Raw genomic sequence first — 25,481 nt, forward strand, 5'->3', positions numbered from 1 at the left:
GTATTTAAATTTTGTCGTTTTTGCGGTATTCGCCTAAAATATTAAAATTGTGCGTATGCTTTAAAACCTGTTTGATAGCGGCATCGTATTGTTTGGGTTCGCGCCATTCCACATCCGCATAAAACATATATTCGCTGCGTTTGCCTAAAACCGGCATAGATTGTATTTTGCTGAGGTTAACTTCATGTTCTGCAAAAATATTAAGCACTTTGGCCAGCGAGCCAACCTCATTCCCGGCCTGAAAACCGAGGGAAGCTTTATTCGGTTCGGCCACTAAACCGTTTTGTTTATCGGCCAGGATCAAAAAACGCGTATAGTTTTTTTTGTTGGATTCGATCCGTTTTTCCAAAAAATCCAGTTCATATAATTTAGCAGCCATGGCGTTTGCAATAGCCACGGTATCAGTTAGTTGCTCATCATGAACACGTTTGGCACAAGCGGCCGTATCATTGCTTTCGATGATTTTGATCTGCGGATATTCTTCCATAAAATCCACGCATTGGCGCAAGGCTATCGGGTGGGAAATGGCATATTTTACATCTTCCAGCTTTACACCCGGATAAGCCAGCAAGTGCAATTGTATCCGCAAAGAAACTTCGCCAACTACCGGAAAATTGTAGTTCATCATCAGCGAATAGTTCGGCAGTAAACTGCCGGCAATGCTGTTTTCAATTGCCATTACTACATAATCGGCTTCTTTGCGGCTTAATGCTTCAAACGTTTGTTTAAAAGAAGTGCATTCTACCAATTCGATATCTTCGCCGAAAAACTTAACCGCCGCTTCCTGATGAAATGATGCTTTGATGCCTTGTATGGCTACACGTGGTTTGTTCATGCTGTTTTTATAATGCAAAAAGTCCCGGCTTGTGAGCCGGGACTTTTTGATATTTTGTTTCTTTATAAAGATTTACATATCAAACCCGGCCTTTACCACTAAAGTAAAAGTAAAAAAAGCCGAAAAAGAATGTGTTGTTAAAAGTCATTGTTGTATTGCGTTTTCAAATGTACACGGAAAAAGGGGATTGTCAAGAGGAAAGTTAGATTATTTTTCTGTCAAAATATTTAGTAGCATTTTAAATTGAAGCTGTAAAGGTTGGACACTGGTTTGAATAATATCCCAAATGGTAAAAAGATCGACACCGAAATATTCGTGTACCAAATGTTTCTTAATCCAACTAATTGCTTCCAGGGAATATCCGGAGAATTAGTTTTTGTAGATTGCGATATGTGATTTGAGGCTTCACCAACTATTTCTAATAATTTTATGGCAGCTAATTGAAAAGCAATTTCTGATTTAAAATCTTCAAATGATTTATTTTCAGATAGTTCAATCAATTGTTCAATTGCATCCAAAACATGGTTTACCCTGATTTTATCTTTATGATAAACGCTCATAAACCAATTGTTTATCTTTTTCTATAAAAGGTTTGATGTAAGGAGAAGCACTGTTGGTGGTTACCAAATCCACATCCAAATTCAGCAGTTCTTTCAATTGCTCAAACCAACCGTAAAAAGCCAAACCCGTGTTTTGCTGATAATCCAATTCCAGGTACAAGTCTAAATCGCTATTTGTTCGTGCTTCTCCACGGGCGAAAGAACCAAATACATAAACTTTTTTTACAGGTTTATCTTTAAAAAAAGATCTGATTTTCTGGATCATCAAAGCATTTGGTTCCATAATCAAACTTAATTAAAATATCAAACCAATACTTCTTTTACAAGCAAAAAATTATTGTTGACCCTTCAACTCCGCATAATACTCAGCCTGCATCACCTTGGCAACCTGGGTGCTGCCATCATGACTCCAGCCGGGCGGCATCACCAGATATTTAACTTTATCGCTAAAAGTTGGTGCTTTTTTTACATCTGCAATTAAGGCTTTCCACTCGTGGAAGATGATGTTGGATACGCCTAAATCGTCTGGTTGTGTGGTTAATCCGTATTTAATCGGTTCCGGTAAATCTTCCTGAAAAGTGCCAAACATCCTATCCCAGATAATAAAAAGCATCCCCATATTTTTATCTAAATAAGGCACGTTTGAAGCATGATGAATGCGGTGATGTGCCGGTGTTACAAACAAATAACTGTACCATTTGGGGAAGTTGATTTCAGCTTGCGTATGCACCAAATTTCCATAAAGTTGTGTCAGCAAATAAGCATACAAAATATCCATTGCCGAAAATCCAAATAAAGCAAGCGGCAAATAAAAAAATACACGATAAAGCGGTTCAAAAACGGTAGAACGGAAACCGGTTGTTAAATTAAAATGTTCGGAAGAGTGGTGCGTGACGTGCATCGCCCAAAACATACGGCTGTAATGGCCGACGTAATGCAAAACCCAATACAAAAAATCCTGCACAGCAACCAGCACCAACCAGTATAAAATCACGTTTTTGATCTCGAAAAAACGAAATTGGTAAAAATAATTCAGCACAAAAAAAGTAGCCCCTTTTACCGCCAGATTGATAAAAAACGTGATGGAAGTGAGGTAAACATTTGTCCAGGTATCGCGTTTTTCGTAGTATTTCCGGTCTTCGCGATAGCTGAAATACATTTCCACCAGCGTCAGGATAATCAGCAAAGCAAATAATCCGGCGGCAGCTTCATTTTTCGGGTCTAAACCAAGCATCTCAACAATTTATATAAAATTTTAAACTCTGGCAAAGTTCCTCTTCGGTGCAGAAATAATCAATAGCACATTGTCCGATCTGCGTCAACAACGAGCAGTTGATATGGCCCGAAGCATTCTTTTTATCACTTTTCATCAGTTCGATCAAATCCAGGACCGATGCTTCTTTTATCGTATGTTTTTCATAAAAAGTTTTAAACGTGGTTACGATTTCCTGCAAATCCGCGGCGGACAAACCAGTTTTTTGGGTTGATAAAAACGCCTCGCAAATCATCCCGATCGCAATTGCTTCGCCATGCGTTAAGGCAATCTGATCGTTTTGAAGAGAAAAACTTTCGACTGCATGGCCAATTGTATGACCGAAATTCAGGATTTTGCGCAATCCTTTTTCTTCCGGATCCTGCAAAACCACTTTATTTTTGATTTTGATGGAATGATGGATCAAGGCCGGATCAATGTTTTCGGGCGATGCTTCTTTTAGCAGGTAAAAATAGTTGCGGTCTGCAATCAGGCCATGTTTCAGCATTTCGGCAAAACCGGAAACCAACTGTCGCTGCGGTAAAGTTTTCAGCAAATTTGTATCGATAAAAACAGCTTTCGGCTGCGCAAACGTGCCGATGATGTTTTTTAAATGATCCATATCGATGCCGGTTTTGCCGCCAACCGAAGCATCCACCTGCGAAAGTAAAGTGGTTGGAACCTGCACAAAATCAATCCCGCGCTTAAAAGTTGAGGCCGCAAAACCGCCCATATCGGTAATTACGCCGCCGCCAACATTGATGAGCAAACTGTTCCGGTCGGCACCAAAATCAATCAGCATTTTCCAAATGCCGATACAAAAATCAATGTTCTTGTTTTCCTCGCCCGAAGTAACTTCAATCAGATCGTATTCCTGTATACCAAGGCTTTCGACCAGCAAAGGCAGACAATATTTTTCGGAATTTTCATCCACCAGGAAAAAAACCTTACTATATTTTTTCTCTGACAAAAAACGCTTCAATGCAGCAAAACCATCATTAAAAACCACCGGATAAGAAATGCTTTGTATCGTTTCCATGCTCATACAACCTGGATTTTTTGGCTGTTAAACGTAATGATATCGCCCACGCGCAACTTCAACCTTTTGCGCAAATCCACTTCGCCGTTGTATTTTACCTTTCCTTCGGTTACCATCAGCTGTGCCTCGCCGCCAGTTTGCACCAATCCGGCCGCTTTTAGCAGTTGGATCATTGTGATAAATTCGCCTTGTAACTTAAATTCAATCATGTGCCACAAAAATATAAAATTGAACGCAGCAGACGTTATTCTATCGTTCAATAGCTAATTTTGTAAGATGGAAATCCGCCCGGAAGCAGTAAATACAAAACCGTTATCTTTTGAAAATACCGAAATTGCTTTTAAACATGAAAGCAATACAGATTTGCGCCGCGCTTACTGGTTATTTAAAATCATAAATTTGAATTTTTTGGTAAAAATCGGTCCGCCGATCACCAATTTCGCCTTCAAAATCGGATTACCGATCAAACCGCTGGTCAAATCAACCATTTTTAATCATTTCTGCGGAGGCGAAACCATTGCTGAATGTGAGCCGACGATCCGAAACCTGCAATCCGGAAAAGTGGGGACGATTTTGGATTATTCTGTAGAAGGCGAAAACGACGAAACCGTATTCGATGATACGCGCGACCAGATTATCGCCACTATCAAACGGGCAAAAGGAGATGCGGCCATTCCGCTTACGGTTTTTAAAGTTACCGGCGTGGGCAGTTTTGAGATTCTGGAAAAGGCAGACGCCGGGTTAAGTTTTTCTGCGAAGGAAGAAGCGGCCTGGCAAAAAATATTCGACCGCGTAGATACGATCTGCAAAACAGCTTTCGACCTTGATGTTCCGGTGATGGTTGATGCCGAAGAAACCTGGATCCAACGCACAATAGATCTGCTGGCGTTGAACATGATGCGGCAATATAACCAGCAAAAAGCGATCGTTTACAATACTTATCAGCTTTATCGCCATGATAAATTAGCTTCTTTAAAAGCTGATTATCAGGCTGCTGTGGAAGAAAATTTTTTGCTCGGTGCCAAATTGGTACGCGGCGCATACATGGAAAAAGAAAATAAACGCGCTGCCGAAAAAAGTTATCCAACGTTAATCCAGCCGGACAAAACCGCAACTGATCGTGATTATAACCTGGCTTTGCGTTTTTGCGTGGAACATTTGGACCGGATTGCTTTTGTGTGCGGCACGCACAATGAGCAGAGCTGCAAACTGTTGGCCGATTTGCTGAACGAACATGAAATCAGCCATAATCATCCGCATGTACATTTTTCACAATTGCTGGGTATGAGTGATAACCTGAGTTTCAACTTGTCTGATGCCGGTTATAATGTGGCCAAATATGTGCCTTTTGGACCGGTAAAAGCAGTTTTGCCTTATCTTTTCCGTCGTGCACAGGAAAACACGGCCATTGCCGGGCAAACCAGCAGGGAATTGAGTTTGATCAGCAAAGAAAAAAAACGACGTAAAATTTAGGCTGGGTTTTGCATACTGTTTTTATCGCCTAAAAAATGTTATTGCCGAATAATTACCTTTGCCGCTCATGATCCGGTAAAATATGGCTGAAACAGTAGATCAGCATCAAACTTCATCCGATAAAGTTGTCAGGTATTTTTTGCTGGTTTGGGCATTGCTGAATTTCCTGCAAAGCTATTTTACCCAACTCCACCCGGACGAAGCTTATTACTGGATGTATTCGCGGTTTTTGGATTGGGGCTATTTCGATCATCCGCCGATGGTTGCGCTGTTCATCCGCGTAGGCAATTCTTTGTTTCATAACGAACTGAGTTTGCGCTTGCTTACTGTTTTGAGCGGCACATTTTCCTGGTGGGTTTTATGGCAAATATTGAAAAAATATCAGGTAGAAGCCAAGTGGTTTGTGCTGATAATCAGTTCAATATCCATTTTCCATATTTTTGGTTTTACCACCACGCCGGATGCGCCGCTGTTTTTTTTCGGCACGCTGTTTTACTTCTTTTATCAGCAATATTTAGAAAAAGACAGATTTGGGACAGCTTTTTTGCTGAGTTTGGCACTCGCCGGCGCGTTGTACAGCAAATATCACGCAATACTATTGGTGGTTTTTACACTGATGGCCAACCCAAAATTATTCCGCCGCAAATCTTTCTGGCTGGTTGCCGCATTTACGCTGATACTGTTTTTACCACATATTTTTTGGCAAGTCAACCACGATTTTCCGTCCATCAAATATCATCTGGTAGAGCGCGAAGCCGATCATTACCAGTTTCAGTTTACATACTTATTTTTGATCGGACAACTATTTATGGCCGGGCCGCTGGTTGGCTGGTTTTGGTTTTACCGGATTTCCAGGTTCCGAGCAACCGATATTTTTACCCGCACGCTGCTCTTTAATTTTGTGGGCACAATTATTTTTTTTCTGCTGAACACGCTGAAAGTTGCCGTGCAGCCGCATTGGACGCTGATTGGTTTTTTGCCGATGGTGATGCTGGTTTTAATTTCGCTCCAACATCAGCATAAACCAAAATGGCTGCAGCCCGTGCTGTTTTTAAACCTGTTTTTATTGTTGCTGATGCGTTTGGGTTTGATGGTAAAAAACCCGGTCAGCATGAAAATTGGTGTGGTAAAAAGTTATTTCGGCAACCCGGAATGGGCAAATTCCATCCAACAAAAAGCCGGAAATGCATATGTAATTTTCCCGGATAATTTCCAGAACCCTTCCTGGTACAGCTATTACACCAATTCGCTGAAAGGTTTTTCGTACGATTCGCGCTTTTACCGCCGCACACAATTTGACATCTGGCCGATAGAAGACAGTTTGCAGCAAAAACGCATATATTTTGTAACTGATGAGCCACTTAAAAATACTGCTTCGGATAAATTGAACACGGCAAAAGGCGTTTTTTATGGCCAGTGGATTGCGCAAATGCGTTCGTATCAAAAAATGCTGGTGGAAGTTGATTCAGCCCAAATCAAAAGTCTGGTTGGCAAAACAGTTCCGCTTCAGCTAAAAATCAAAAATACCTATCCAAAAACAGTAAGTTTTAGCAACCACGGCCAGCAGCTTCCGGTAGTTTTGCGGGCGTATGTGATGCAAGGTGATTCGATGATCAGCAACCAAATGGCCGGGCTTAGTTTCAACCAGCTTCAATTCAAACCCGGCGAAACCAAAACCTATCCTTTTAACCTGAAAATGCCAGTTAAAAAAGGCGCATATACACTGTTGTTTTCTATCAAATCACCGCCGTTTGCCGGTCCGCGAAGCAGTAAAATCATCAACCTCAACATTCAATAATTTATGAAACATACGTTACGCAGTCTGATTTTTTTTATGCTGATGCTATTTTTAGGCACTATAAATTGTATTGCCCAAAACAATAATCTCGACATCCATTTCCAGGGTTACGGTTTTTTCGACAACCGCGAATATCGTGCTTTTCCGGAGCGTTCGCACACGTTTTCGGGCGCACGTGCAGCACTGGATTTGGGTGTAAATTTGGATTCCGTCAACCATTTTCGTTTTGGGGTGAATGGGATTCATGAATTTGGGGCGAACCCGTTTTTTGGGAAAGTTGATCCGGTAATTTACTATAATTTCACCGGCAAAAAAGGCTGGACATTTGACATTGGTGCTTTCCCGCGCGAAGGTTTGATCAGCGATTATCCGCTGGCGTTGCTCAATGATACGCTGCAATATTACCGGCCAAATATCCAGGGTTTGCTCACCAGCTACGAAAGCCCTTGGGGAAAAGAAACGATTTGGATTGATTGGGTGAGCCGCCAGACCGCAACCGACCGCGAGCAGTTTATTTTTGGGGCTTCCGGCAAATACTTGCCAAACCCGTATGGTCCGTTCTTTCTGTCGCATTATTTTTTGTTGCTGCATGATGCCGGTGCCGCGGTTTTGCTGCCGAACGATCACATCAATGATAATGGCGGCGGCCAGTTGCGCGTTGGGTTGGATTTCAGTCATAAAACTTTTCTGGATTCGTTAAATGTTTCTGCGGGAGGCATGATTTCTTTAGAGCGTACGCGCGGCATAGATGGTTTCCAGATACCAAAAGGCTTTGTGGCCGAGGTTTTTCTCCAAAAAAAACACTTTGGTTTGCGCGATAATTTTTATGCCGGTAAAGGAAGCAATATTGTTTACGGCGATTCTTTTTACAGCAAAAAAATGTACAACCGGCTGGATTTAATTTACACGCCGTTTATTTACAACCAAATACGCGGAAGTTTTATTTTGAGCCTGCATCAATCTCCGGGAAATCTGGGCGATAGCCAGCAGGCGTTTCGGTTAGTTTACGATATTGGGCGGAAAAATTTGGTGCGGTTTAAGGATTGAAAACAAAAAAGCGATTAACCTATTTGGTTAATCGCTTTTTTAAGGGGGTACAAGCAGTAAAACTTTTTAATTTCTATTAAAAGTTATACTGCTTTTTTACTTTACGGAAATATTATAATAAAGTTAGAATTAATAGCCTCATCTTTTCCTAAAGCAAGTTCACGTATTTTGGCTACGATTTCTCGCACACTAGCAGAATCAGGTTTAAGATTTAATAGTCCGCTAAGTTTTATTGCTGTCTCTTTTGGCAGCCAGATGAAAGCGTCCAAAGTTAATTGGTTTAACCTATTTTTGTCATCAGGATACGATAACCATTCAGCAAACAAACTAGACAAAAGCACAACTTTCTGCCTTCTGTTATCTTCTATTTTATAATCTTCAAGTTTTTTGTCGAATGTATGTTGTAAAGATGCTTTAAATCTCTCTTGAAAAATAAAAGTAAGAATAGCTACACATCCAGCTGATGTTAATCCTGTTATAAATGAATTAATTAACCTATTTAACTTGAATTATAGAGGTATATTTAAAACTACGAATGGTAAAATAGTTAATCGCTTTTTAGGTGGTAAAAACAGTATCAGCTTACGACCCGGAAATATCGCCGGAACCATGTGCCGATTTAGAAACACTTTTTGGATGGCCGCCGTAATGCACATCGCCGGAACCGGAAACCACAGCATCCAGTTTTTCGCTGGCATAAACATTGGCATCGCCAGAACCGGAAACCCGGATAGCGGTAGATTTTGTGATCAAATCGCCTGCACTAAAATCACCTGAACCGGAAATACCAACCGTTGATTCTTCTGCTTTACCGGAAATCTTGAAATCGCCCGAGCCTGAAATAGAAACAGCAACTGTTTTTACATTGATTGCTCCCATAAAATCGCCGGAACCACTGATTCGTAAAGCTAAATTACTGGCATTAAGCTGATTATCTATTTTAAAATCACCAGAACCACTTAAACTGATATTGTCCAGGTTTTTGGCTGTCACAAAGATTTTAACATGGCGGTTGTTCCAAAAATTGCCCCAGTTATGTGTGTTTTTAGAATGAATTTGCAAGGTGCCGTTTTTTACTTCGGTCACGATCTCATTAATCACTTCGGCATCGGCATCAACTTTTACTGCTTCGGTATTGCCTTGGCGTAATTCTACATCAAAAGAACCGGAAGAGGAAATGGCGTGGAAACCGCCCACATTACGGTTTTGGGTTTCCATCGGACCGGTAACCGCAGCTTGGTTAAATTTTGAATACGTAAAAGAGCCAAATGCGATCAGCACAAAAGCGATCAAAAAGAAGTTGCTAATTGGTTTCATGTTTAAGTTTTTTTGATAAGATGCTGTTTTTAGGCGATAAGTTACAGCAAAATCAAAAATTAATCAATCAACACACCGATGTAGTAATTAAATGTATCGGTTTCCAGGTTTTCTTTAGTGGCCGTTGGCAAATTTACAGGGCTAAAAGAAGTACCCAAATTAAAAAATTGGTATTCTCCACCTTTAATCCGGATTTTGGCAGGCATGGCAAAACCGTTCACATCAGAAATCCATCTGCCCAGAAGCTGCTTGTCCTGAAAGCGAAACTCTAAAACCGGGATATTTTTATAACGCAGATATTGATCAAAAACCGTGGTCAGATCCATGCCGGATTGCTTGTTGATGTAACCCACAATATCTTCAGTAGTAACCGTTTGATGGTAAAAAGTTTTGTTCAGCCCACGCAAAATCTTCCGCCATTTTTCATCGTTGTTGATGATTGTGCGGATCATGTTCAGCATGTTTCCGCCTTTGTAATACATATCGCCGGAACCTTCTTTGTTTACGTTATAAGGTGCGATGATCGGTTCGTCATTTTGGATGGCCCGGCGCGTTCCGTGCACATATTCCTGTCCGGCCTGTTTGCCGTATTGCTGCTCCACAAAAAGCGATTCGGAGTAGTTGGTAAAGCTTTCGTGGATCCACATATCCGCCAAATCTTTGGAAGTAATGTTGTTGCCAAACCATTCGTGGCCGCTTTCGTGCACAATGATGAAATCCCACTTCAAGCCCCAGCCCGTTCCTGATAAATCACGGCCCAGATACCCATTTTGAAAGTGATTGCCATAAGCCACACCGCTTTGGTGCTCCATGCCCAAATGCGGTGCTTCAATCAGTTTATAACCATCTTCATAAAAAGGGTAAGGGCCAAACCAGTGCTCGAAAGCGGTAAGCATTGGTTTTACATTTTCGCCGAACTGTTTTTTTGCTTTGTCCATATCCTGGGGCAAAAACCAGAAACCAAGCGTCAGTTTCCCTTTTTCACCGTTAAAAACATCCTCAAAATGCACGTAATTGCCAATGTTGGCTTCCACATCATAATTATTGATCGGGTTTACAACTGCCCAGTCAAAACGCGTGTAACCGTCTGCCAGTTCTGTTACTTTTCTTAATCTCCCGTTGGAAGCATCTTTTAAACCCTTTGGCACGCTAATGCTGATGAGCATACTGTCCACCTCATCTGCCTGATGATCTTTTGTTGGCCACCAAACACTCGCGCCCAAACCCTGACAAGCTGTTGCAACCCAGGGTTTGCCTTCGCTGTCTTTGGTAAAAACAAAACCGCCGTCCCAGGGCGCGCGCTTGGCCACGATCGGGTTACCGGAATAATAAACGGTAAATGCTTCTTTTATGCCACTTTTTATGGTGTTCGGGAAGTTCAGGAAAACCGCATTGCCATCACGGGAATAAGTTAGGTTTTTACCATGAAAAACTACTTTTTCGATTTTTAAATTGGCGAACAGATCGAATTGTAATTTCTTGAAATCCTGTGTGGCCGTAAACCGGAACTCGTTGCTGCCACTGATGAATTTCCGGTCGATATTTACCTTCACATCCAAATGATAATAGTTGATATCGTAGCAGGTGCGCAGCGGCGTCAACATGCCGCGTAATGTATCGGCATGGGTAAATTTCTCTTTAGGCTGAAGCAATTGTGCCCGACTGTCCATTACAATCAGGCACAAAAAAAAGAGTGGTAAAAGAAGTATCGGTTTTTTAAAAATCATGCTATTTCAACACTTCCACATCAATAAAACTATCGTTAAACACGGTTTCTGTTGCTTTAACGTAATCACTTTCAGTAGCTTTATAAGGGTTCTCCACAAATTTCTGCGGGTTGCGCGCAAACAGCGGGAAGCAGGTACTTTGCACCTGGACCATCAACCGGTGGCCTTTTTTAAACGTATGCAGCACATCCTGCAAACGTACGTTCACATCCGTTTTTTGGTTGGGGAGCAAGGCTTCAGGTTTTTCAAAGCTGTTGCGGAAACGTGCCGGCATCACCTCCGAGCGCACCATTTGCTGGTAGTTGCTCATCAAAATATTTTTGTTCGGGTTGTACGGGTTGTTCGGCTCGTCAGGCGGGTAAACATCAATCAGTTTCACCACAAAATCAGCATCGGTTCCGGTGGATGCTATTTTTAGGTGGGATAAAATTTCTCCGCCCAACGTCATGTCATCCTGCAAAACATCGGTTTGATAAACCAAAACATCAGGGCGGCGGCCGGCAAAACGCTGATCTTCGCTCATGTAATTGTGCGGCGTAAAACCCATTGTGGTGGTGTTGTCTTCGGTGTACGGAACGGGTTTTGCCGGATCACTGATGTACGACATGGAGCCGGTTGAACCCGGAGCCGTCATGCTGATTTTACCATTTGCATTTAAGTATAATTTCTGGTGCGTGGCGTTTGCGGCCGGCCATTGGGCAAATTCCTGCCACTCTTTTTTACCGGTGTTGTACATGTATGCTACCGGCAAACCGGAGTTTTTATCACCGTTGCCTTTTAAAAAGTGATTGAAGAATTTAGCTTCGATGTTTCTCTGGTAAAAAGTAGCAATGCTGTCGCCAAAATAAATATTACTGTGTTGCGTGTGGCCGGTTTCGCGCGACCATCTGCCATGGCCAAACGGACCCATCACGATCGTGTTGTAAGCATTTGGATCAGTTTTATGGATTTTTTTGAACATATCCAGCGGCCCGGACAAATCTTCCGCATCAAACCAGCCGCCTACAAACATTACGGCCGGTTTTACTTTACCAAAATGGCGCGGCAAGCTCCTTTTCTGCCAGAAATCATCATAATTTGGGTGGTTGATGGTTTCCTGCCAGAAAAAATTGTTTTTGTAATATTTATCGGCATTGCTCAACGGACCCAAATCCAGCAAAAACTGATAACCGTCTTTCGTACCGGGATTGATGATCTGGCTGGTGTACCAGGCTTTGCTGGTGGTGTCCGTTTTTTGCACACCAAAAACCGGATAAGTGAAAAAATAACTTTCCAGCAAAGAACCATTGTGGTGGAAATCATCAAAAAAGAAATCAGAAATTGGTGCCTGCGGAGAAGAAGCTTTTAAAGCCGGATGGTTGCTCAAAATCCCGGCAGCGGTATAAAAACCGGGATAGGAAATGCCCCACTGGCCAACTCTTCCATTGTTATTTGGTACGTGTTTTACCAGCCAGTCAATCGTATCATATGTGTCAGAACCTTCGTCCACATCTTTTTTGGTTTTGTGTTCTACTACCGGCGTCATGTTCGTCCAGGTGCCTTCGCTTTCATAACGGCCGCGAACATCCTGATAAACAACGATATAACCTTCTTTCATCATAGTTTCCGACGGGCCTAAAGTTCTTGGAAACTTATCTGCGCCATAAGGTGCCACGCTGTAGCAGGTGCGCTGCATCACCATCGGGTATTTTTTTTGCGCGGATGCATCTTTCGGCGTGTAAACCGAAGTAAAAAGTTTAATACCATCGCGCATGGTGATGTAGTAATCTTTTTTGGTGTAATTGTCTTTGGCGTAAGTGTTTTGTGCCGATGCCGATCCGCAGCAGATAGCAAAAACCAGGAACAGGTAGATAGTTTTCATGTAGCAAATTTTGATTGGCTAATTTATAAAAATCCGGCTGCTATACAAGTAATGTACTTGTTACGTACTGTTTTTATAGGTATAAATTTAGTGGCGGTCGGAGTTTTCTGTTTCGGTTTTTAGGGCGATAAAAGAAGCAATAGCTTTCAGTCCACAATCTTCAGCCCAAATTTTTCTAATAAACCTGGCAAACCGGCCACCGAAAATTTAGCTTTTTTGATGCGGTTATTTTCCGGGTCGATGGAAAAATTATAAGCAGAACTGAAATCAGCTTCCACCAAAATTGTGTTGCTAAAAGAAGCAGTGAGGTCGCAATCGGGTGAGGTCGCAATCTGCAAAAACACTTCCGGTCAAATCGCTTTCTTCAAAGTTGGTTTCCTGCAGTTTACAGTGCTGAAATCTGGTTTTGCGCAATTTTTTATGGCTAAAAGAAGCATAATCCAAAATGCAATTCTCAAACGAAACGGCAAAAGCAAAATCGCGGGTTTTGGCAAAATCAACGCCCAGCAGTTTGCAGTTTTTAAACCGGATTTCACTTAAACCAACATTTTTAAGTTGTGCCAAACTAAAGTTACAATCTTCAAAAACCGAATCAGAAAAAATACAATTCTCCATTTTGCAATTGCCAAAATCGATTTGTTTAAAATGGCAGGTTTCAAATTCAATCCCTTTCAAACTTTTTTCCACATAATTTAATCCGGCAAAAGTTTTTTCCGCATAAAAATTTTCGGTTTGCATACTGTTTTTACCGGTTAAATTTCGTCATGGTCAGTTCCGTTCCTATGGTGGCAAAACTTTTGATCATCTCGATGGAGCGGTCAATCAGTGCGGGCAATTCCGGTTGTTCCTCTTTGTCAAATCCGCTCAAAACATAATCTACTTGCCGGCCTTTCGGGAAATGATCGCTGATGCCGAAACGCAAACGCGCATAATCACTGTTGCCCAAAGTTAACTCAATATGTTTTAAACCGTTGTGCCCGGCCGCGCTCCCTTTTGGTTTTAAGCGTAAAGTACCGAGCGGCAAAGCCAGATCATCTACCAAAACCAGCACGTTTTCTGCGGTGATTTTCAGTTCTTTCATCCAGTAAGCCAGTGCTTTACCGCTTAAATTCATATAAGTTGTTGGTTTGATGAGGTGCAGCGTGCGCGATTTATAATTCACTTCGGTATAATAAGCCAGGCGCATGTTAAAAAACTGGGAAGATTCCTGGCGGGCCAGTTCATCCAAAATCATAAAACCGATGTTGTGGCGTGTATCGGCATACTCCGGGCCAATGTTTCCGAGGCCAACAATCAAATATTTCATCGGCGCAAAGGTAATACTGTTTTTATGGCATAAAAAAAGCCTTCAGTTTTTATGCTGAAGGCTTTTGCAAGATAAAAGAAATATCGCTTACTTTTTGCCTGGCGTTGCAGCTTCCTGCTCGGCCTGACGCAATGCACGTGAAGTAGTTACCGAAACAATGGTATCTTCCGGAGAATTGGTGATCGTTAAGTTTGGCAATTTGATTTCGCTAACTTTTACAGATTTGCCAACTTCCAGTGTTTCGATGCTTACCTCGATAGCATCCAAAAGATCTTTCGGGAAGCCTTTTACACGCAGTTTACGCAGTTTTTGCACTAATTTACCACCGGTTTTTACGCCTGGCGAAGTACCTGTCAGCAATACCGGGATTTCCATTGTGATGACTTTATTTTCATTCAGCAATAAAAAATCCACGTGCAATAACTGGTCGGTTACCGGATGAAACTGCGTGGCTTGTACAATGGCCTGGCTTTTTACACCGGCAACTTCTAAATCGATGAAATGAACTTCGGGCGTGTAAAGCACCGGTTTCAAATCAGCTGCAGACACAGCAAAGTGGGTTTGGGTATCCCCACCATAAAGAACTGCCGGCACCATGCCCTGATAACGCAGCTCTTTAGCGTCTCTTTTCCCTACGTTCTCTCTTGAAGAACCGCTAATAGCAATTGATTTCATTTGTGTTGTTTGTTTATTTATTAATATTTATTCATTGTTGATGGTTAATAGTTCATGGTGCTTGCAAATTTGCTATGGCTATCAACTATAAACCATTACCTATTAACCTTCTCTCATTCCACATTAAAAAGCTGACTGATCGATCCATGTTCGTTGACGTTGGTAATTGCGCTTGCAAATAATTTAGCGGCCGAAAGTACCCGTATTTTACTGCTTTGCTGTTTTAGCGGGATGGTATCTGTAACAATCAGTTCTGTTAAAGCCGATTTTTCGATCGTGTTATAAGCATCACCGGATAAAATGGGATGCGTACAAACGGCTCTTACGCTCCGGGCACCGCGGTCCATGATCAAACCGGCCGCTTTGGCCAGCGTTCTGGCGGTATCGCACATATCATCAATCAGCACAATGTCCTGGTCGGTTACATCGCCAATGATCGTCATTGATTCAATTTCGTTGGCGCGCTTACGTTGTTTATCGCAGATAACTACCTCTGCATTAAAGTATTTGGCAAAAGTTCTGGCCCGGTACGAGCCGCCCATATCCGGCGAAGCAATAGTTAAACGCTGTAAATTTAAGCTCTTGATATAGGGCACAAAAATAATCGCCGCATCCAGATGATCTACCGGAACATCAAAGAAACCTTGTATCTGGGAGGCGTGCAAATCCATCGTCATGATGCGATTGATACCTGCCGCAACCAGCAGATTAGCAACTAATTTGGCACCGATGGCCACACGCGGCTTGTCTTTCCGGTCCTGCCGGGCCAAACCAAAATACGGGATCACAGCCGTTACATAATGTGCCGATGCGCGGCGTGCGGCATCGATCATCATCAGCAATTCCATCAAATTATCGGTTGGCGGATTGGTGGACTGGATCAAAAAAACATCCGATCCGCGTACCGATTCATTAAAATAAGGTTGAAATTCGCCGTCACTGAAACGCGATAAAGTTACTTTGCCCAATTCTTTTCCGTACGAATCCGCAATTTTTTTAGAAAGTTCCAGTGTGCCGGAACCTGAAAACAATTTTATGGGATTGAACTGAATCGGCATGATGCGTAAAATAGGGTACAGCCTTCAAAAAAAGAAAGCAGACAGCCAAACTTCAGCTCATCTGCTTTTTTAATTGGTTGCCCGACCAGGATTCGAACCTAGACAAACGGTACCAAAAACCGTCGTACTACCTTTATACTATCGGGCAAGCTGCTTTTCGTTCAATATCAAACCTCCCGAAAAGGAATGCAAATATAGGACGATAAATTAAATTGTCAAATCCATTTTTCAAAATTTTACCTGCTAAAAGAAGCATCCGGATTTTAATTGTTAAAACCTGTTAAACTATTTTCCGGCGGTGTAAAACTTCGTTATAGTTTATTAATTTCGGCACCTGATAAATATGCCCAGAAATTTTACCTCAATGAAGTATCACAAGATCAATAACCTGTTTGGCTGGCTGGCCTTTTTCATTGCTGCCGCCACTTATATTTTAACGCTCGAACCGTATGCCAGTTTCTGGGATTGCGGCGAATTTATTGCCTGCGCATACCGTTTGCAGGTGGCGCATCAGCCTGGTGCACCGCTGTTTACGATGATCGGCAAAGTGTTTTCGCTGCTGGCCGCGGATAGGACCAAAGTGGCTTACATGATCAACATGAGTTCCGGATTGGCCAGTGCCGCCACGATCATGTTTTTGTTTTGGACGATCACCGCGCTTGCCAAAAAAATAGTGGTAAAAACAGCATCAGAGATTAGTTTAAACCAAACCATCCTCATTATTGGTGCCGGTTTGGTTGGCTCGCTGGCTTATGCCTGGTCGGACACGTTCTGGTTTTCGGCCGTAGAATCCGAAGTTTATGCACAATCTTCATTATGTACCGCTATTGTTTTTTGGGCGATCATGAAGTGGGACGCACACGCCGATGAGCCTGGGGCCGATAAATGGATCATCTTTATTGCTTATGTGATGGGTTTGTCCATCGGCATACACCTGTTAAACCTGCTGGCCATCCCGGCAATTGCCTGTGTTTATTACTTCCGCAGAACACCAAAAGCTACAGCACGCGGCACCATTGCAGCACTTTTTGTTGGGGTGATTATTGTTGCAGCGGTTTTGTGGGGGATTATACAGTACGTGGTCAAAGGTGCGGCTTATGCTGATTTGCTGTTTGTAAACACTTTTAATTTCGGTTTCTGGAGCGGTGCCACCACGTTTTTTGTGTTGATCATCATCACCATAACGGCCGGGATTATGTACACCCTGAAACCGGCCAGGCCAGCCATCATCGTGGCGGCAGTTGCTTTTATTTTGGTGCTGCTGGTTAGCGGCGGTATCATCGGTGCCATTGTTGGGGTTGCAATTGTGGCTTTTCTGGAATATGTGGTCAAAATCAGAGAAAAACGTGTTGCGCTGAACATGATACTGACCTGTACTGTTTTTATCCTGTTTGGTTATAGTTCTTTTGCGATGCTGGTGATCCGCGCCAAAGCGCACACCAACCTGAACAACAGCGAACCGGACAATGCTTTTGCTTTGCTTAGTTACCTGAACCGCGATCAGTACGGCGATACACCATTGTTGTACGGCCAGTATTATGATTCTAAAGCGGTAGATCAGAAAGAAGGTGCCACGCTTTATCGAAAAGGAAAAGAAAAATATGAGGTTTCGGGCAAAAAGCAGGTGCTGGTTTATGATCGGAACACGTTGTTCCCGCGCATGTTTAGCGATAAACCGGAGCATGTTGGTTTTTATAAAGACTGGATGCACATCGGCGAAGGCCAAAGCCCGACTTTTGCAGATGATTTAGGCTTCTTTTTTAGCTGGCAGGTCAACCAAATGTACACCCGTTATTTGCTGTGGAATTTTGTTGGACGCCAAAATGATGCCGACGGACAAAGCAATAACATTACCGATGGCAACTGGCTGAGCGGCATTAAACCAATCGATGCGCTGCGTTTGGGCAACCAGAGTGCTTTGCCGCCAACCATAACGATGGACAAATCCTACAACCGCATGTTCTTTCTGCCGCTGATCTTAGGGTTGATCGGTGCTTTTTATCACTTCAAGAAAAATCAAAAAGATGCTGGCGTAGTTGGTTTACTGTTCTTTTTTACCGGTATTGCCATTTTGCTTTACCTTAACCAGGACCCGCTGCAACCGCGCGAACGGGATTATGCCTACGCCGGTTCGTTTTACGCTTTTGCCATTTGGATTGGGCTTGGTACTTTGTTTATCGCCGAAAAATTGCGAAAGTACGCCAACCCGCAAACGGCAGCCATTGGTGCAACCGTAGTTTGTTTGTTGGCCGCGCCGGTTTTGATGGCTTCGCAGGAATGGAACGACCATGACCGCTCCACCAAAACCACGCCGCGCGATATGGCTTATAATTACCTCAATTCCTGCGCGCCAAATGCTATTTTGTTCACTTATGGTGATAACGATACGTATCCGTTGTGGTACATTCAGGAAGTGGAAAATGTGCGCCCGGATGTGCGGATAGTGAACTTAAGTTTGCTGGGGACCGATTGGTACACGCGTCAAATGAAGCAGAAAATGAATGAATCTGCACCGTTGCCAATCACGATGCCGAACGAAAAATTTGAAGCTGGTGTGCGTGATATGACTTATTACAATGATTCTAAACTTCCGGGAAACGTAGAGCTAAAAGATGTTTTCGATTTTATGACTTCCGATGACCCTCGCGCCAAAGTAGAATATGAGAACGGACAAAGCATGAATTATCTTCCCACTAAAAACCTAAAGTGGACGGTTAATCCGGATGAAGTTGTGAAAACAGGTACTGTTCCGGCTTCGGAAAAAGGAAGGATTTTGCCGGAAATAGATTGGAAATATCCAAGTAATTATGTTACCAAAGATAATTTGGTAATGATGGACATCCTTTCGCACAACAACTGGAAACGCCCGGTTTATTTTGCCATCACCGTTGGCAATGATAATATGATGGGTTTGGATAAATACATGTACAACGAAGGTTTTGCTTACCGCCTGATGCCGTTGAAACCGGATACCGCAGCCGGCACTACTGAAAGGAGCAATACTTTGCTGATGTACAACAACGTGATGAACAAATTTCGTTGGGGAAACATGAAAAACGCTTCGTACCTGGACCACGAATCACGCACAATGTTTTATCCGGTGATTTTGCGCACGTTTTTAAGCCTAACCGAAAACCTGTACAAAGAAGGCCATCCGGACCTGGCCAAAAAGGTGTTGCACAGATATCAGGAAGTAATGCCGGATTTAAACCCTTACACCGATATTGCTATTCGTAAATTTTACCTGGCCGATCTGGCTTTTCAGTTAAACGAGCGTAAAGTTGGCGAAGATATGGTGAACAAAATTATCAGCTACGTTTCGGGGCAGATGAATTATTTTGCTTCGATGAACGATGACAACAAACGCATGTCTGGCCGCGATATTCAATTGTGCCTTTCTGTAACCAATGAACTGGTCAAGCTGACAAAAGAGAACAACGAACCTGCATTGAACAAAAAAGTAACGGCCATGATGGCGGATTATCAAACCAAATTCGGGGCGATGTTTCAGCAGCAACTGCAGTAAAATTTACCTGCTAAAAGAAGCATTCAACAAAAAATCCCGGATTGTTTTCCGGGATTTTTTTTATTTGGTTTATGTTGAAACATGTTATTTTAACACGATAAAAGGATTTTTTATTTTAAATCGGCTTAATTTTTACCTGTAAAAGAAGCATTATGCTTTGAAAAAGTATTTCCTCAACAAAAAGACACTTATTCTGAAGGTGTTTCTTCTTCCGAAGCTTCCGGCAAATGAAATTCACTTTCATCAATTACTACGCCCATTGCACAAAATTTTTCAATCCGCTCGTTCACCATTTCATCCACGTTTTTGGCTTTTAAGTTAGCCAGATCATCAACCAGCACTTGCTTTAAAGTCGCAATCATCGCTTCCGGGTCTTGGTGCGCGCCACCGAGCGGTTCTTCAATAATACCGTCGATCAGCCTGTTTTTATACATCTCGGCAGAAGTCAGTTTTAAAACTTCTGCGGCTTTTTCCTTATTGTCCCAGTTTCTCCACAAAATAGAAGAGCAGGATTCCGGCGAAATTACTGAATACCAGGTATGTTTAAGCATGTAAACCTTATCGCCAATGCCAATCCCTAATGCACCGCCGGAAGCACCTTCGCCAATAATCACACAAATTACAGGAACTTTGAGTACAGACATTTCCATCAGATTACGTGCGATCGCTTCGCCTTGCCCGCGTTCTTCGGCTTCCAAACCCGGATAAGCGCCCGGCGTATCAATAAAAGTGATGATCGGTTTGCCAAATTTTTCCGCCATTTTCATCAGGCGCAGTGCTTTACGGTAACCTTCCGGATTGGCCATCCCGAAATTACGGTACTGGCGCATTTTGGTGTTGGCCCCTTTTTGATGGCCGATGAACATCACTGTTTGCCCCTCAATCGAGCCAAAACCGCCCACAATCGCTTTGTCATCACCAATGTTGCGGTCGCCATGCAGCTCAATAAAATCCTTGCTCATCGCTTCAATATATTGCAGCGTGTAAGGGCGTTCGGGGTGGCGGGAGATCTGTACATTTTGCCAGCCGTTTAAATTACCATAGATTTCTTCTTGTTTTGACTGCAAATTCTGGCGCAGTTCTGCCAGCGCGGCCGACATATCGACCTTGTTTTTCTCTTCCACCTGCTGCACTTTCTCAATCTGTTGCTGCAGTTCACCTATCGGCTTCTCAAAATCAAATGTAATTTTCATGCTCTTTTATGGGCTGCAAAGGTATAAAATAGGGTTTGCAATTCGGGTTGTCAATTCTGCAACAGCACTTTATATTTTTTTATCTGGGTTGAAGTCAGTACCGCTTCGGTTTTAACGCAGGCCTGCAACAAAGCGTTCCGTAGTTCGCCCTGGTACAAACCGTATCGGTTGGTATAATAAATCAGCTTGCCATTGTTTATTTTTTTGTAGCGGAAAAGGCTGTCCAACGTCCGTTCGTTGGTAATCAAAAAGTTGTTCATTTCAATAACCTTTCGTTTCAGTTCCGTGTTTATTTGGTTGATGACAAATTTTTGCCGGTCGTTCAATTGCAGTTGCTTTTGCCAATTCAGCACGTTTTGGGGCGATGGGTACTGGTTGTGGTCGGCCACATCCAGCAAGCCCGGCTGGTTTTTACTAATCTGGTAAGCTTGAAATTTTTGCAAAAATGCTTCTTTTACCGGTATATTTTCAGGCCGTTTCAGACTGTCGGTTTGTGCTTTAGCCTGATCGAAAACAATGATCAGCAGTAACCCTGAACACAAGATTCCCCAACAAAAGCCCGAAGTAGATTTTAACCCCATAAAAACAGTATGCCAATAACCGCAAATTTTGAAACGAATAAAGCGGTTTAGATGCAAATCCGAAGCACAACGTATTGAAAAAAATATTTTTTATTTCTTTTTTGATATTCCGGTTTTACGTTTATCTTCGCCTTCCCAAAACGGAAACAAATTGGCCCGTTCGTCTAGGGGTTAGGACGTTAGATTTTCATTCTAGAAACAGGGGTTCGATTCCCCTACGGGCTACAAAAATCGATGTCAAATCATTCAAAAAGCTGTAAATCCTTGGTTTGCAGCTTTCTTTTTTTCCGACAAAAACCCGTTTTATTCACCAAATCGTATCGTTGAAGTGAGTAATTCGGTGAGCCGGAAAAGTTAAGCTGGTGACTCACTGAAAACCATGTAACTTATTGTATTACAAGGTGTTCGATTAACGTACATCTTGTAACTGAGGTAGCTGCAAACTTATTTTGTTTCACAATTTAAGCTTGTTTTTATGGAATTAGGTTACAGTCTGCTCTTTTATCTGAAAAAGCCCAAAAACTACACATCGGGGAATATTCCTGTTTACATGCGCTTTACGGTTAATGGGATACCTAAAGAATGTGCCACTACCCGGACCGCTGATCCTGAAAAGTGGTGCTCTAAAACCAACCGGGAAGGCGGCAAAACCGAATCTACTAAATCCCTGAATTACCACCTGGATGACCTTCAACAAAAGGTGCATAATGCACATGCGCTACTGGTACGGGAGGGAAAGCACATTACCGCTGCTTGCTTAAGGGATAAGTTCCTTGGTAGGGACAAACCACAAAAAGTTCTGCAACTATTAGAAATTTTCCGTTTGCACAATAAGCAAATGCAGGAGCTGATCGGGAAGGAATTCGAGGAGAACACCTTAAAGGGATATCGTACTTGCCTACTCCACCTGACCGGCTTTATCCAAAAAAACTATCAATCGGATGATCTGGCGATCAATTTGCTTGATTACAATTTTATTAATGATTTTAACGTGTTGTGCGATTAAAAAGCCAAATCATATTTTAGATGATTTAGCGGTTTGTTATTGTTGTTATTAATGAATTGCAGACAGGTTACAGCAGTAAGTTTAGTCAATATCCGTACTGATAAACCAGCAAGCGATTTTGCATAATTGCGTTTGAGCATAAACTGATCGCAGAGTTGGGCAAATAAGGTCTCCATACGCTTTCTGAACCGCCTGAAGATAGGTTGGAAACGTTCTTTATTTTGCTGATTGTTACGCATAGGCGTTTTTAGATCAACTTTAACGGAGTGAAAAAGGTCAGACTGCCAGGTTTTGGATAGATAACCTTTATCTCCAATAAGGGTGCAATTATTTAATCCTGAATGCTTTACCTCGTTGAGGTAATGAATATCATGGACGCTTGCCTTACTTAAATCCATCGAATGAAATATGCCCCTGACAGATGTTACAAGGTGTAGTTTGTAGCCGAAATACCAGGCTTTGTTCACGGATGAATAGCCTTTGTCGGGCGCAGTCTCAAAATTTTCCCGACAAATTTTCCCCGACTTTTCCCGGGCGGTCTTGCAAATAGGAACTGGTATGGAGTCTATAAGAAATGTACTTTCAGATTGGTTCATGCCATCGGCAAGCAACTGATTTAACTGCTGAAGATATGGGCCAAGTATTTTCCTGCGCCGGTTAAAATTACAGCGGTGGATGAGGTTAGGAAAATCGGCTTTATAATCCTTGTTAAGTTTGCCAAAAAGGTAGCTTTCGGAATCGATGCCTACTGATTCAGCCGTGATACTCAAAGCAATGATCTGACAATCAGACAATTTCGGCTGTCTTGGATAGAACTTAAAGTTACCATCGGAATTGATAGAGGATTTAAAAACAGATTTGGTAATATCTAAAAATAAATAGAAATTGCTCGAAAGGTTGTGCATAAAGAAACATTTAATTGGAGTTAAATATTCTTTAATATATTGATTATTAATATAATGCACAACTTTTTCTTTCATTCCATTATCCTTTTTTAATCGCACAACACGTTAATGATTTTAACCATTATCTCAAACTAGCTTGCAGTATCCAACCTATATCTGCTGCCAAGTATTTGAAACATCTTAAAAAGGTGGTCAACAACTATATCCTTAAATTTAAGCTATTAAGGGATAATCCTTTTTCAGAATTCAAGACAACGGTGAAAGTCAAGGAACGCGAACTCTTAAGTCAGCTGAAGCTTAACCGGCTGATGAAAAAGGAGTTTAAAATAGCACGGGTCGCAAATGTCAGGGACGTATTTGTGTTTTGCTGCTATACCGGCTTGTCCTACGCTGATGTGAAAAAATTATCCCACAATGAGATTACTAAAGGAACTGATGGCGGGCAATGGATATTTACGCGCCGAAAGAAAAATGATAATTCTTCCCGAATCCCTTTGTTAAAACCTGCCTTGCAAATTATTGCGAAATACAAAGACCATCCGAAATGCGTTCATGGGGATGTTGTGTTGCCAGTTTTAAGTAACCAGAAAATGAATAGTTATTTGAAGGAGATTGCAGACGCCTGCGATATTAAACAAAACCTGACCTTTCATTTATCAAGGCATACTTTCGCCACAACGGTGACCCTGACTAACGGGGTCCCGATTGAAAGCGTAAGTAAGATGCTCGGTCACGTAGATATTAAAACAACCCAACATTACGCAAAAGTCATCGATACAAGGGTCAGCCAGGATATGAAAAAGCTGAAACGAAAACTGGATAAAATAGCCAGCTAACCATGATCTTAATTGCCATGCAGGATTTCTACATGGCAATTATTCTATACCAACATTTGAAAGTTGGCAATACCGCTCTTATTCAATAGTCAATTTTGAGTTTTGATTTACTACCATGGCCCAAATTGATCTAATTACCAAAGAAGACCTTGAACTGCTTAAGCAAGATTTAATCAGGGAACTTTCCATAATTGTAAAGCAGCCGCAAAAGCATGATCCAAAACAGTGGTTACGGAGTGTTGAAGTCAGGAAATTACTGCATATCTCCCCAGGCACCCTCCAAAATTTCCGGATTAATGGCACGCTTTCTTTCACGAAAGTTGGTGGCATATTCTTTTATAAATACGATGATATTTTAAAGGTGCTGGAGAAAAAGGGGTGATGAGTAACAAACAGTTCCAATTTTTGATGCGTTTTCTAAATCGGATGACTAATGATAAGCGTCTTAATACTTCACACATCAGTCTTTGTTTTGCACTTATTATCTGCTAGGATCAACAAAGGCATAAGCTACCATTCAAAATAAATCAAAAGGTGTTAATGGAATATAGTAAGATATTCTCTATTAGTACCTACCATATTTGTATTAAAGACTTAACCAGATTTGGGTTTATCAAGTATGCCCCAAGTTATAATTGCTATCAAGGGACTTTAGTTACCCTTCTCATAAAAACAGATAGTTGATTTTTTTTTCAGGCAGGTACGATTTGCCCTTTTAGGGGGGTAGGTTTATAGCAACTCCACTTATGCATGTCTAAATAGCCAATTTCAATGCAGCTATTAACATTGATGCATCTTGCTGAAGGATTGATGCAAGTATTACGTCCGCGTATTACATTTAAACGCAACAAAAACTTGAATACGTGTAATTTAATTCGTGTAACAGTAAAACATAATAGTTAAAGGTTAAAAAAGCCATTTCTGGAAACTTGTTAGCCGTTGACAATAATTCCTTCGTTTTTTTGTAATAGATAGATCGTTAGATGTTTGCGCTTCTTCAAAACAATTATTATATATCTGCAAGTAAATTCCCCTCATTTGAATTATCGTTTTGCATATTGAATCTAATATCAAGAAAGTTTTTTACAGCTAAAAAATTGGGAAAGTTAGCTTTGTTTTCCAATCCATACGAACATAGAATCAGCACAAGCGCATGATTTAACTCAAATTGAAACTCTTCTGATTGAAAGCGCTCAAAGGAAATTCCATGTAGCAGTCTTTTTCGTCGGTATGCAGCAGTTTATGAAATAGTTCCTCGAAAGCTTCTTGATATTTATTTTCGTTCTCAAATTCCTTATCTGAAAGTTGATACCGGTTTTTTGCATTCAACACAAAGTTCATGATGGCAATGGTGATTTGCCAGTCCTGCCAACCTTTGCTACGTAAATCGTTTACTAATTTTGGAAACCTTTTATCTTGCTTTAGTTTATCAATAGTTAAGTAAATGCACTCGTGGGAATTTTCAAAACGTTTCTTTATATTTTGA

General features: G+C 41.7%; 24 protein-coding genes, 2 tRNA genes and 1 pseudogene. 8 read left to right on the forward strand and 19 right to left on the reverse strand.

Going from position 1 to position 25,481, the window contains the following annotated elements:
* Positions 1 to 4: 4 nt before the first annotated feature.
* The 6 genes and pseudogenes from ACOFKR_RS04265 to ACOFKR_RS04290 all read right to left on the reverse strand — a co-directional run bounded on the left by ACOFKR_RS04265 (position 5) and on the right by ACOFKR_RS04290 (position 3,895).
* A complete protein-coding gene (locus ACOFKR_RS04265; protein WP_419802786.1) occupies positions 5 to 835 on the reverse strand; it encodes a prephenate dehydratase in 831 nt (276 codons plus the stop codon).
* A gap of 207 nt (positions 836 to 1,042) precedes the next feature.
* Positions 1,043 to 1,395, reverse strand: a pseudogene (locus ACOFKR_RS04270) (DUF86 domain-containing protein).
* Positions 1,379 to 1,678 carry a nucleotidyltransferase family protein gene (locus ACOFKR_RS04275; RefSeq protein ID WP_419802787.1) on the reverse strand — a complete coding sequence of 100 codons (300 nt, stop codon included), beginning with the start codon at positions 1,676 to 1,678 and terminating at the stop codon, positions 1,379 to 1,381. The pseudogene ACOFKR_RS04270 and the gene ACOFKR_RS04275 overlap by 17 nt, the downstream one beginning before the upstream one ends.
* 51 nt (positions 1,679 to 1,729) lie before the next feature.
* Complete coding sequence (locus ACOFKR_RS04280) at positions 1,730 to 2,629, reverse strand: sterol desaturase family protein (RefSeq protein ID WP_419802788.1); 900 nt, start codon at positions 2,627 to 2,629, stop codon at positions 1,730 to 1,732.
* A 1-nt stretch (position 2,630) separates the two neighbouring features.
* A complete protein-coding gene (aroB, locus tag ACOFKR_RS04285) occupies positions 2,631 to 3,686 on the reverse strand; it encodes a 3-dehydroquinate synthase (protein ID WP_419802789.1) in 1,056 nt (351 codons plus the stop codon).
* A 2-nt stretch (positions 3,687 to 3,688) separates the two neighbouring features.
* On the reverse strand, positions 3,689 to 3,895 hold the full coding sequence (locus ACOFKR_RS04290) for an RNA-binding S4 domain-containing protein (RefSeq protein WP_419802790.1): 207 nt from the start codon (positions 3,893 to 3,895) through the stop codon (positions 3,689 to 3,691).
* A gap of 67 nt (positions 3,896 to 3,962) precedes the next feature.
* On the opposite strand from ACOFKR_RS04290, the gene ACOFKR_RS04295 reads away from it, so the two are divergent.
* The 3 genes from ACOFKR_RS04295 (at position 3,963) to ACOFKR_RS04305 (ending at position 8,004) form a co-directional block, all read left to right on the forward strand.
* The gene (locus tag ACOFKR_RS04295) at positions 3,963 to 5,159 is read left to right on the forward strand and encodes a proline dehydrogenase family protein (RefSeq protein WP_419802791.1); all 1,197 of its coding nucleotides are present in this window, start codon (positions 3,963 to 3,965) and stop codon (positions 5,157 to 5,159) included.
* Positions 5,160 to 5,241: 82 nt separating this feature from the next.
* Positions 5,242 to 6,957: a glycosyltransferase family 39 protein gene (locus ACOFKR_RS04300; RefSeq protein WP_419802792.1), complete on the forward strand. Its 1,716-nt coding sequence runs from the start codon at positions 5,242 to 5,244 to the stop codon at positions 6,955 to 6,957.
* Positions 6,958 to 6,960: 3 nt separating this feature from the next.
* On the forward strand, positions 6,961 to 8,004 hold the full coding sequence (locus tag ACOFKR_RS04305; RefSeq protein ID WP_419802793.1) for a hypothetical protein: 1,044 nt from the start codon (positions 6,961 to 6,963) through the stop codon (positions 8,002 to 8,004).
* A gap of 101 nt (positions 8,005 to 8,105) precedes the next feature.
* On the opposite strand, the gene ACOFKR_RS04310 is transcribed toward ACOFKR_RS04305, so the two are convergent.
* The 10 genes from ACOFKR_RS04310 to ACOFKR_RS04355 form a co-directional block, all read right to left on the reverse strand.
* Positions 8,106 to 8,273 (reverse strand): hypothetical protein, encoded by a 168-nt coding sequence (locus tag ACOFKR_RS04310; RefSeq protein WP_419802794.1) that lies wholly within the window; start codon positions 8,271 to 8,273, stop codon positions 8,106 to 8,108.
* 313 nt (positions 8,274 to 8,586) lie between these two features.
* A complete protein-coding gene (locus tag ACOFKR_RS04315) occupies positions 8,587 to 9,321 on the reverse strand; it encodes a head GIN domain-containing protein (protein WP_419802795.1) in 735 nt (244 codons plus the stop codon).
* A gap of 59 nt (positions 9,322 to 9,380) precedes the next feature.
* Positions 9,381 to 11,048, reverse strand: coding sequence for a M1 family metallopeptidase (locus ACOFKR_RS04320; RefSeq protein WP_419802796.1), 1,668 nt, complete (start codon positions 11,046 to 11,048; stop codon positions 9,381 to 9,383).
* Position 11,049: 1 nt separating this feature from the next.
* A complete protein-coding gene (locus ACOFKR_RS04325) occupies positions 11,050 to 12,909 on the reverse strand; it encodes a CocE/NonD family hydrolase (protein ID WP_419802797.1) in 1,860 nt (619 codons plus the stop codon).
* Between the two features lie 146 nt (positions 12,910 to 13,055).
* The gene (locus ACOFKR_RS04330) at positions 13,056 to 13,187 is read right to left on the reverse strand and encodes a hypothetical protein (protein ID WP_419802798.1); all 132 of its coding nucleotides are present in this window, start codon (positions 13,185 to 13,187) and stop codon (positions 13,056 to 13,058) included.
* Positions 13,188 to 13,200: 13 nt separating this feature from the next.
* A complete protein-coding gene (locus tag ACOFKR_RS04335) occupies positions 13,201 to 13,647 on the reverse strand; it encodes a pentapeptide repeat-containing protein (protein ID WP_419802799.1) in 447 nt (148 codons plus the stop codon).
* A gap of 7 nt (positions 13,648 to 13,654) precedes the next feature.
* Positions 13,655 to 14,215 carry an aminoacyl-tRNA hydrolase gene (gene pth, locus ACOFKR_RS04340; RefSeq protein WP_419802800.1) on the reverse strand — a complete coding sequence of 187 codons (561 nt, stop codon included), beginning with the start codon at positions 14,213 to 14,215 and terminating at the stop codon, positions 13,655 to 13,657.
* Positions 14,216 to 14,302: 87 nt separating this feature from the next.
* Positions 14,303 to 14,890 carry a 50S ribosomal protein L25/general stress protein Ctc gene (locus ACOFKR_RS04345; protein WP_419802801.1) on the reverse strand — a complete coding sequence of 196 codons (588 nt, stop codon included), beginning with the start codon at positions 14,888 to 14,890 and terminating at the stop codon, positions 14,303 to 14,305.
* 113 nt (positions 14,891 to 15,003) lie between these two features.
* Positions 15,004 to 15,948: a ribose-phosphate pyrophosphokinase gene (locus ACOFKR_RS04350; RefSeq protein WP_419802802.1), complete on the reverse strand. Its 945-nt coding sequence runs from the start codon at positions 15,946 to 15,948 to the stop codon at positions 15,004 to 15,006.
* A gap of 74 nt (positions 15,949 to 16,022) precedes the next feature.
* Positions 16,023 to 16,096, reverse strand: a tRNA-Gln gene (locus ACOFKR_RS04355).
* 216 nt (positions 16,097 to 16,312) lie between these two features.
* Between ACOFKR_RS04355 and ACOFKR_RS04360 the strand changes: the two genes are divergently transcribed.
* Entirely contained in the window at positions 16,313 to 19,474 is a 3,162-nt protein-coding gene (locus tag ACOFKR_RS04360; RefSeq protein WP_419802803.1) for a protein O-mannosyl-transferase family, read from the forward strand.
* Between the two features lie 188 nt (positions 19,475 to 19,662).
* On the opposite strand, the gene ACOFKR_RS04365 is transcribed toward ACOFKR_RS04360, so the two are convergent.
* Positions 19,663 to 20,667 (reverse strand): acetyl-CoA carboxylase carboxyltransferase subunit alpha, encoded by a 1,005-nt coding sequence (locus ACOFKR_RS04365; protein ID WP_419802804.1) that lies wholly within the window; start codon positions 20,665 to 20,667, stop codon positions 19,663 to 19,665.
* Positions 20,668 to 20,717: 50 nt separating this feature from the next.
* Positions 20,718 to 21,248, reverse strand: coding sequence for a hypothetical protein (locus ACOFKR_RS04370; RefSeq protein WP_419802805.1), 531 nt, complete (start codon positions 21,246 to 21,248; stop codon positions 20,718 to 20,720).
* A gap of 153 nt (positions 21,249 to 21,401) precedes the next feature.
* On the opposite strand from ACOFKR_RS04370, the gene ACOFKR_RS04375 reads away from it, so the two are divergent.
* A tRNA-Glu gene (locus ACOFKR_RS04375) sits at positions 21,402 to 21,473 on the forward strand.
* A gap of 250 nt (positions 21,474 to 21,723) precedes the next feature.
* Complete coding sequence (locus ACOFKR_RS04380) at positions 21,724 to 22,254, forward strand: Arm DNA-binding domain-containing protein (RefSeq protein WP_419802806.1); 531 nt, start codon at positions 21,724 to 21,726, stop codon at positions 22,252 to 22,254.
* Here ACOFKR_RS04380 and ACOFKR_RS04385 read toward each other — a convergent pair.
* Positions 22,251 to 23,234 carry an IS982 family transposase gene (locus ACOFKR_RS04385; RefSeq protein WP_419802807.1) on the reverse strand — a complete coding sequence of 328 codons (984 nt, stop codon included), beginning with the start codon at positions 23,232 to 23,234 and terminating at the stop codon, positions 22,251 to 22,253. The two genes, ACOFKR_RS04380 and ACOFKR_RS04385, sit on opposite strands and share 4 nt — an antisense overlap.
* Before the next feature lie 182 nt (positions 23,235 to 23,416).
* On the opposite strand from ACOFKR_RS04385, the gene ACOFKR_RS04390 reads away from it, so the two are divergent.
* Complete coding sequence (locus ACOFKR_RS04390; RefSeq protein ID WP_419802808.1) at positions 23,417 to 23,995, forward strand: site-specific integrase; 579 nt, start codon at positions 23,417 to 23,419, stop codon at positions 23,993 to 23,995.
* A 115-nt stretch (positions 23,996 to 24,110) separates the two neighbouring features.
* Positions 24,111 to 24,377 carry a helix-turn-helix domain-containing protein gene (locus ACOFKR_RS04395; protein WP_419802809.1) on the forward strand — a complete coding sequence of 89 codons (267 nt, stop codon included), beginning with the start codon at positions 24,111 to 24,113 and terminating at the stop codon, positions 24,375 to 24,377.
* Positions 24,378 to 25,481 lie beyond the last annotated feature (1,104 nt).

The organism is Mucilaginibacter sp. (genome assembly GCF_965201005.1).
In the GTDB taxonomy this organism is placed as follows: domain Bacteria; phylum Bacteroidota; class Bacteroidia; order Sphingobacteriales; family Sphingobacteriaceae; genus Mucilaginibacter_A.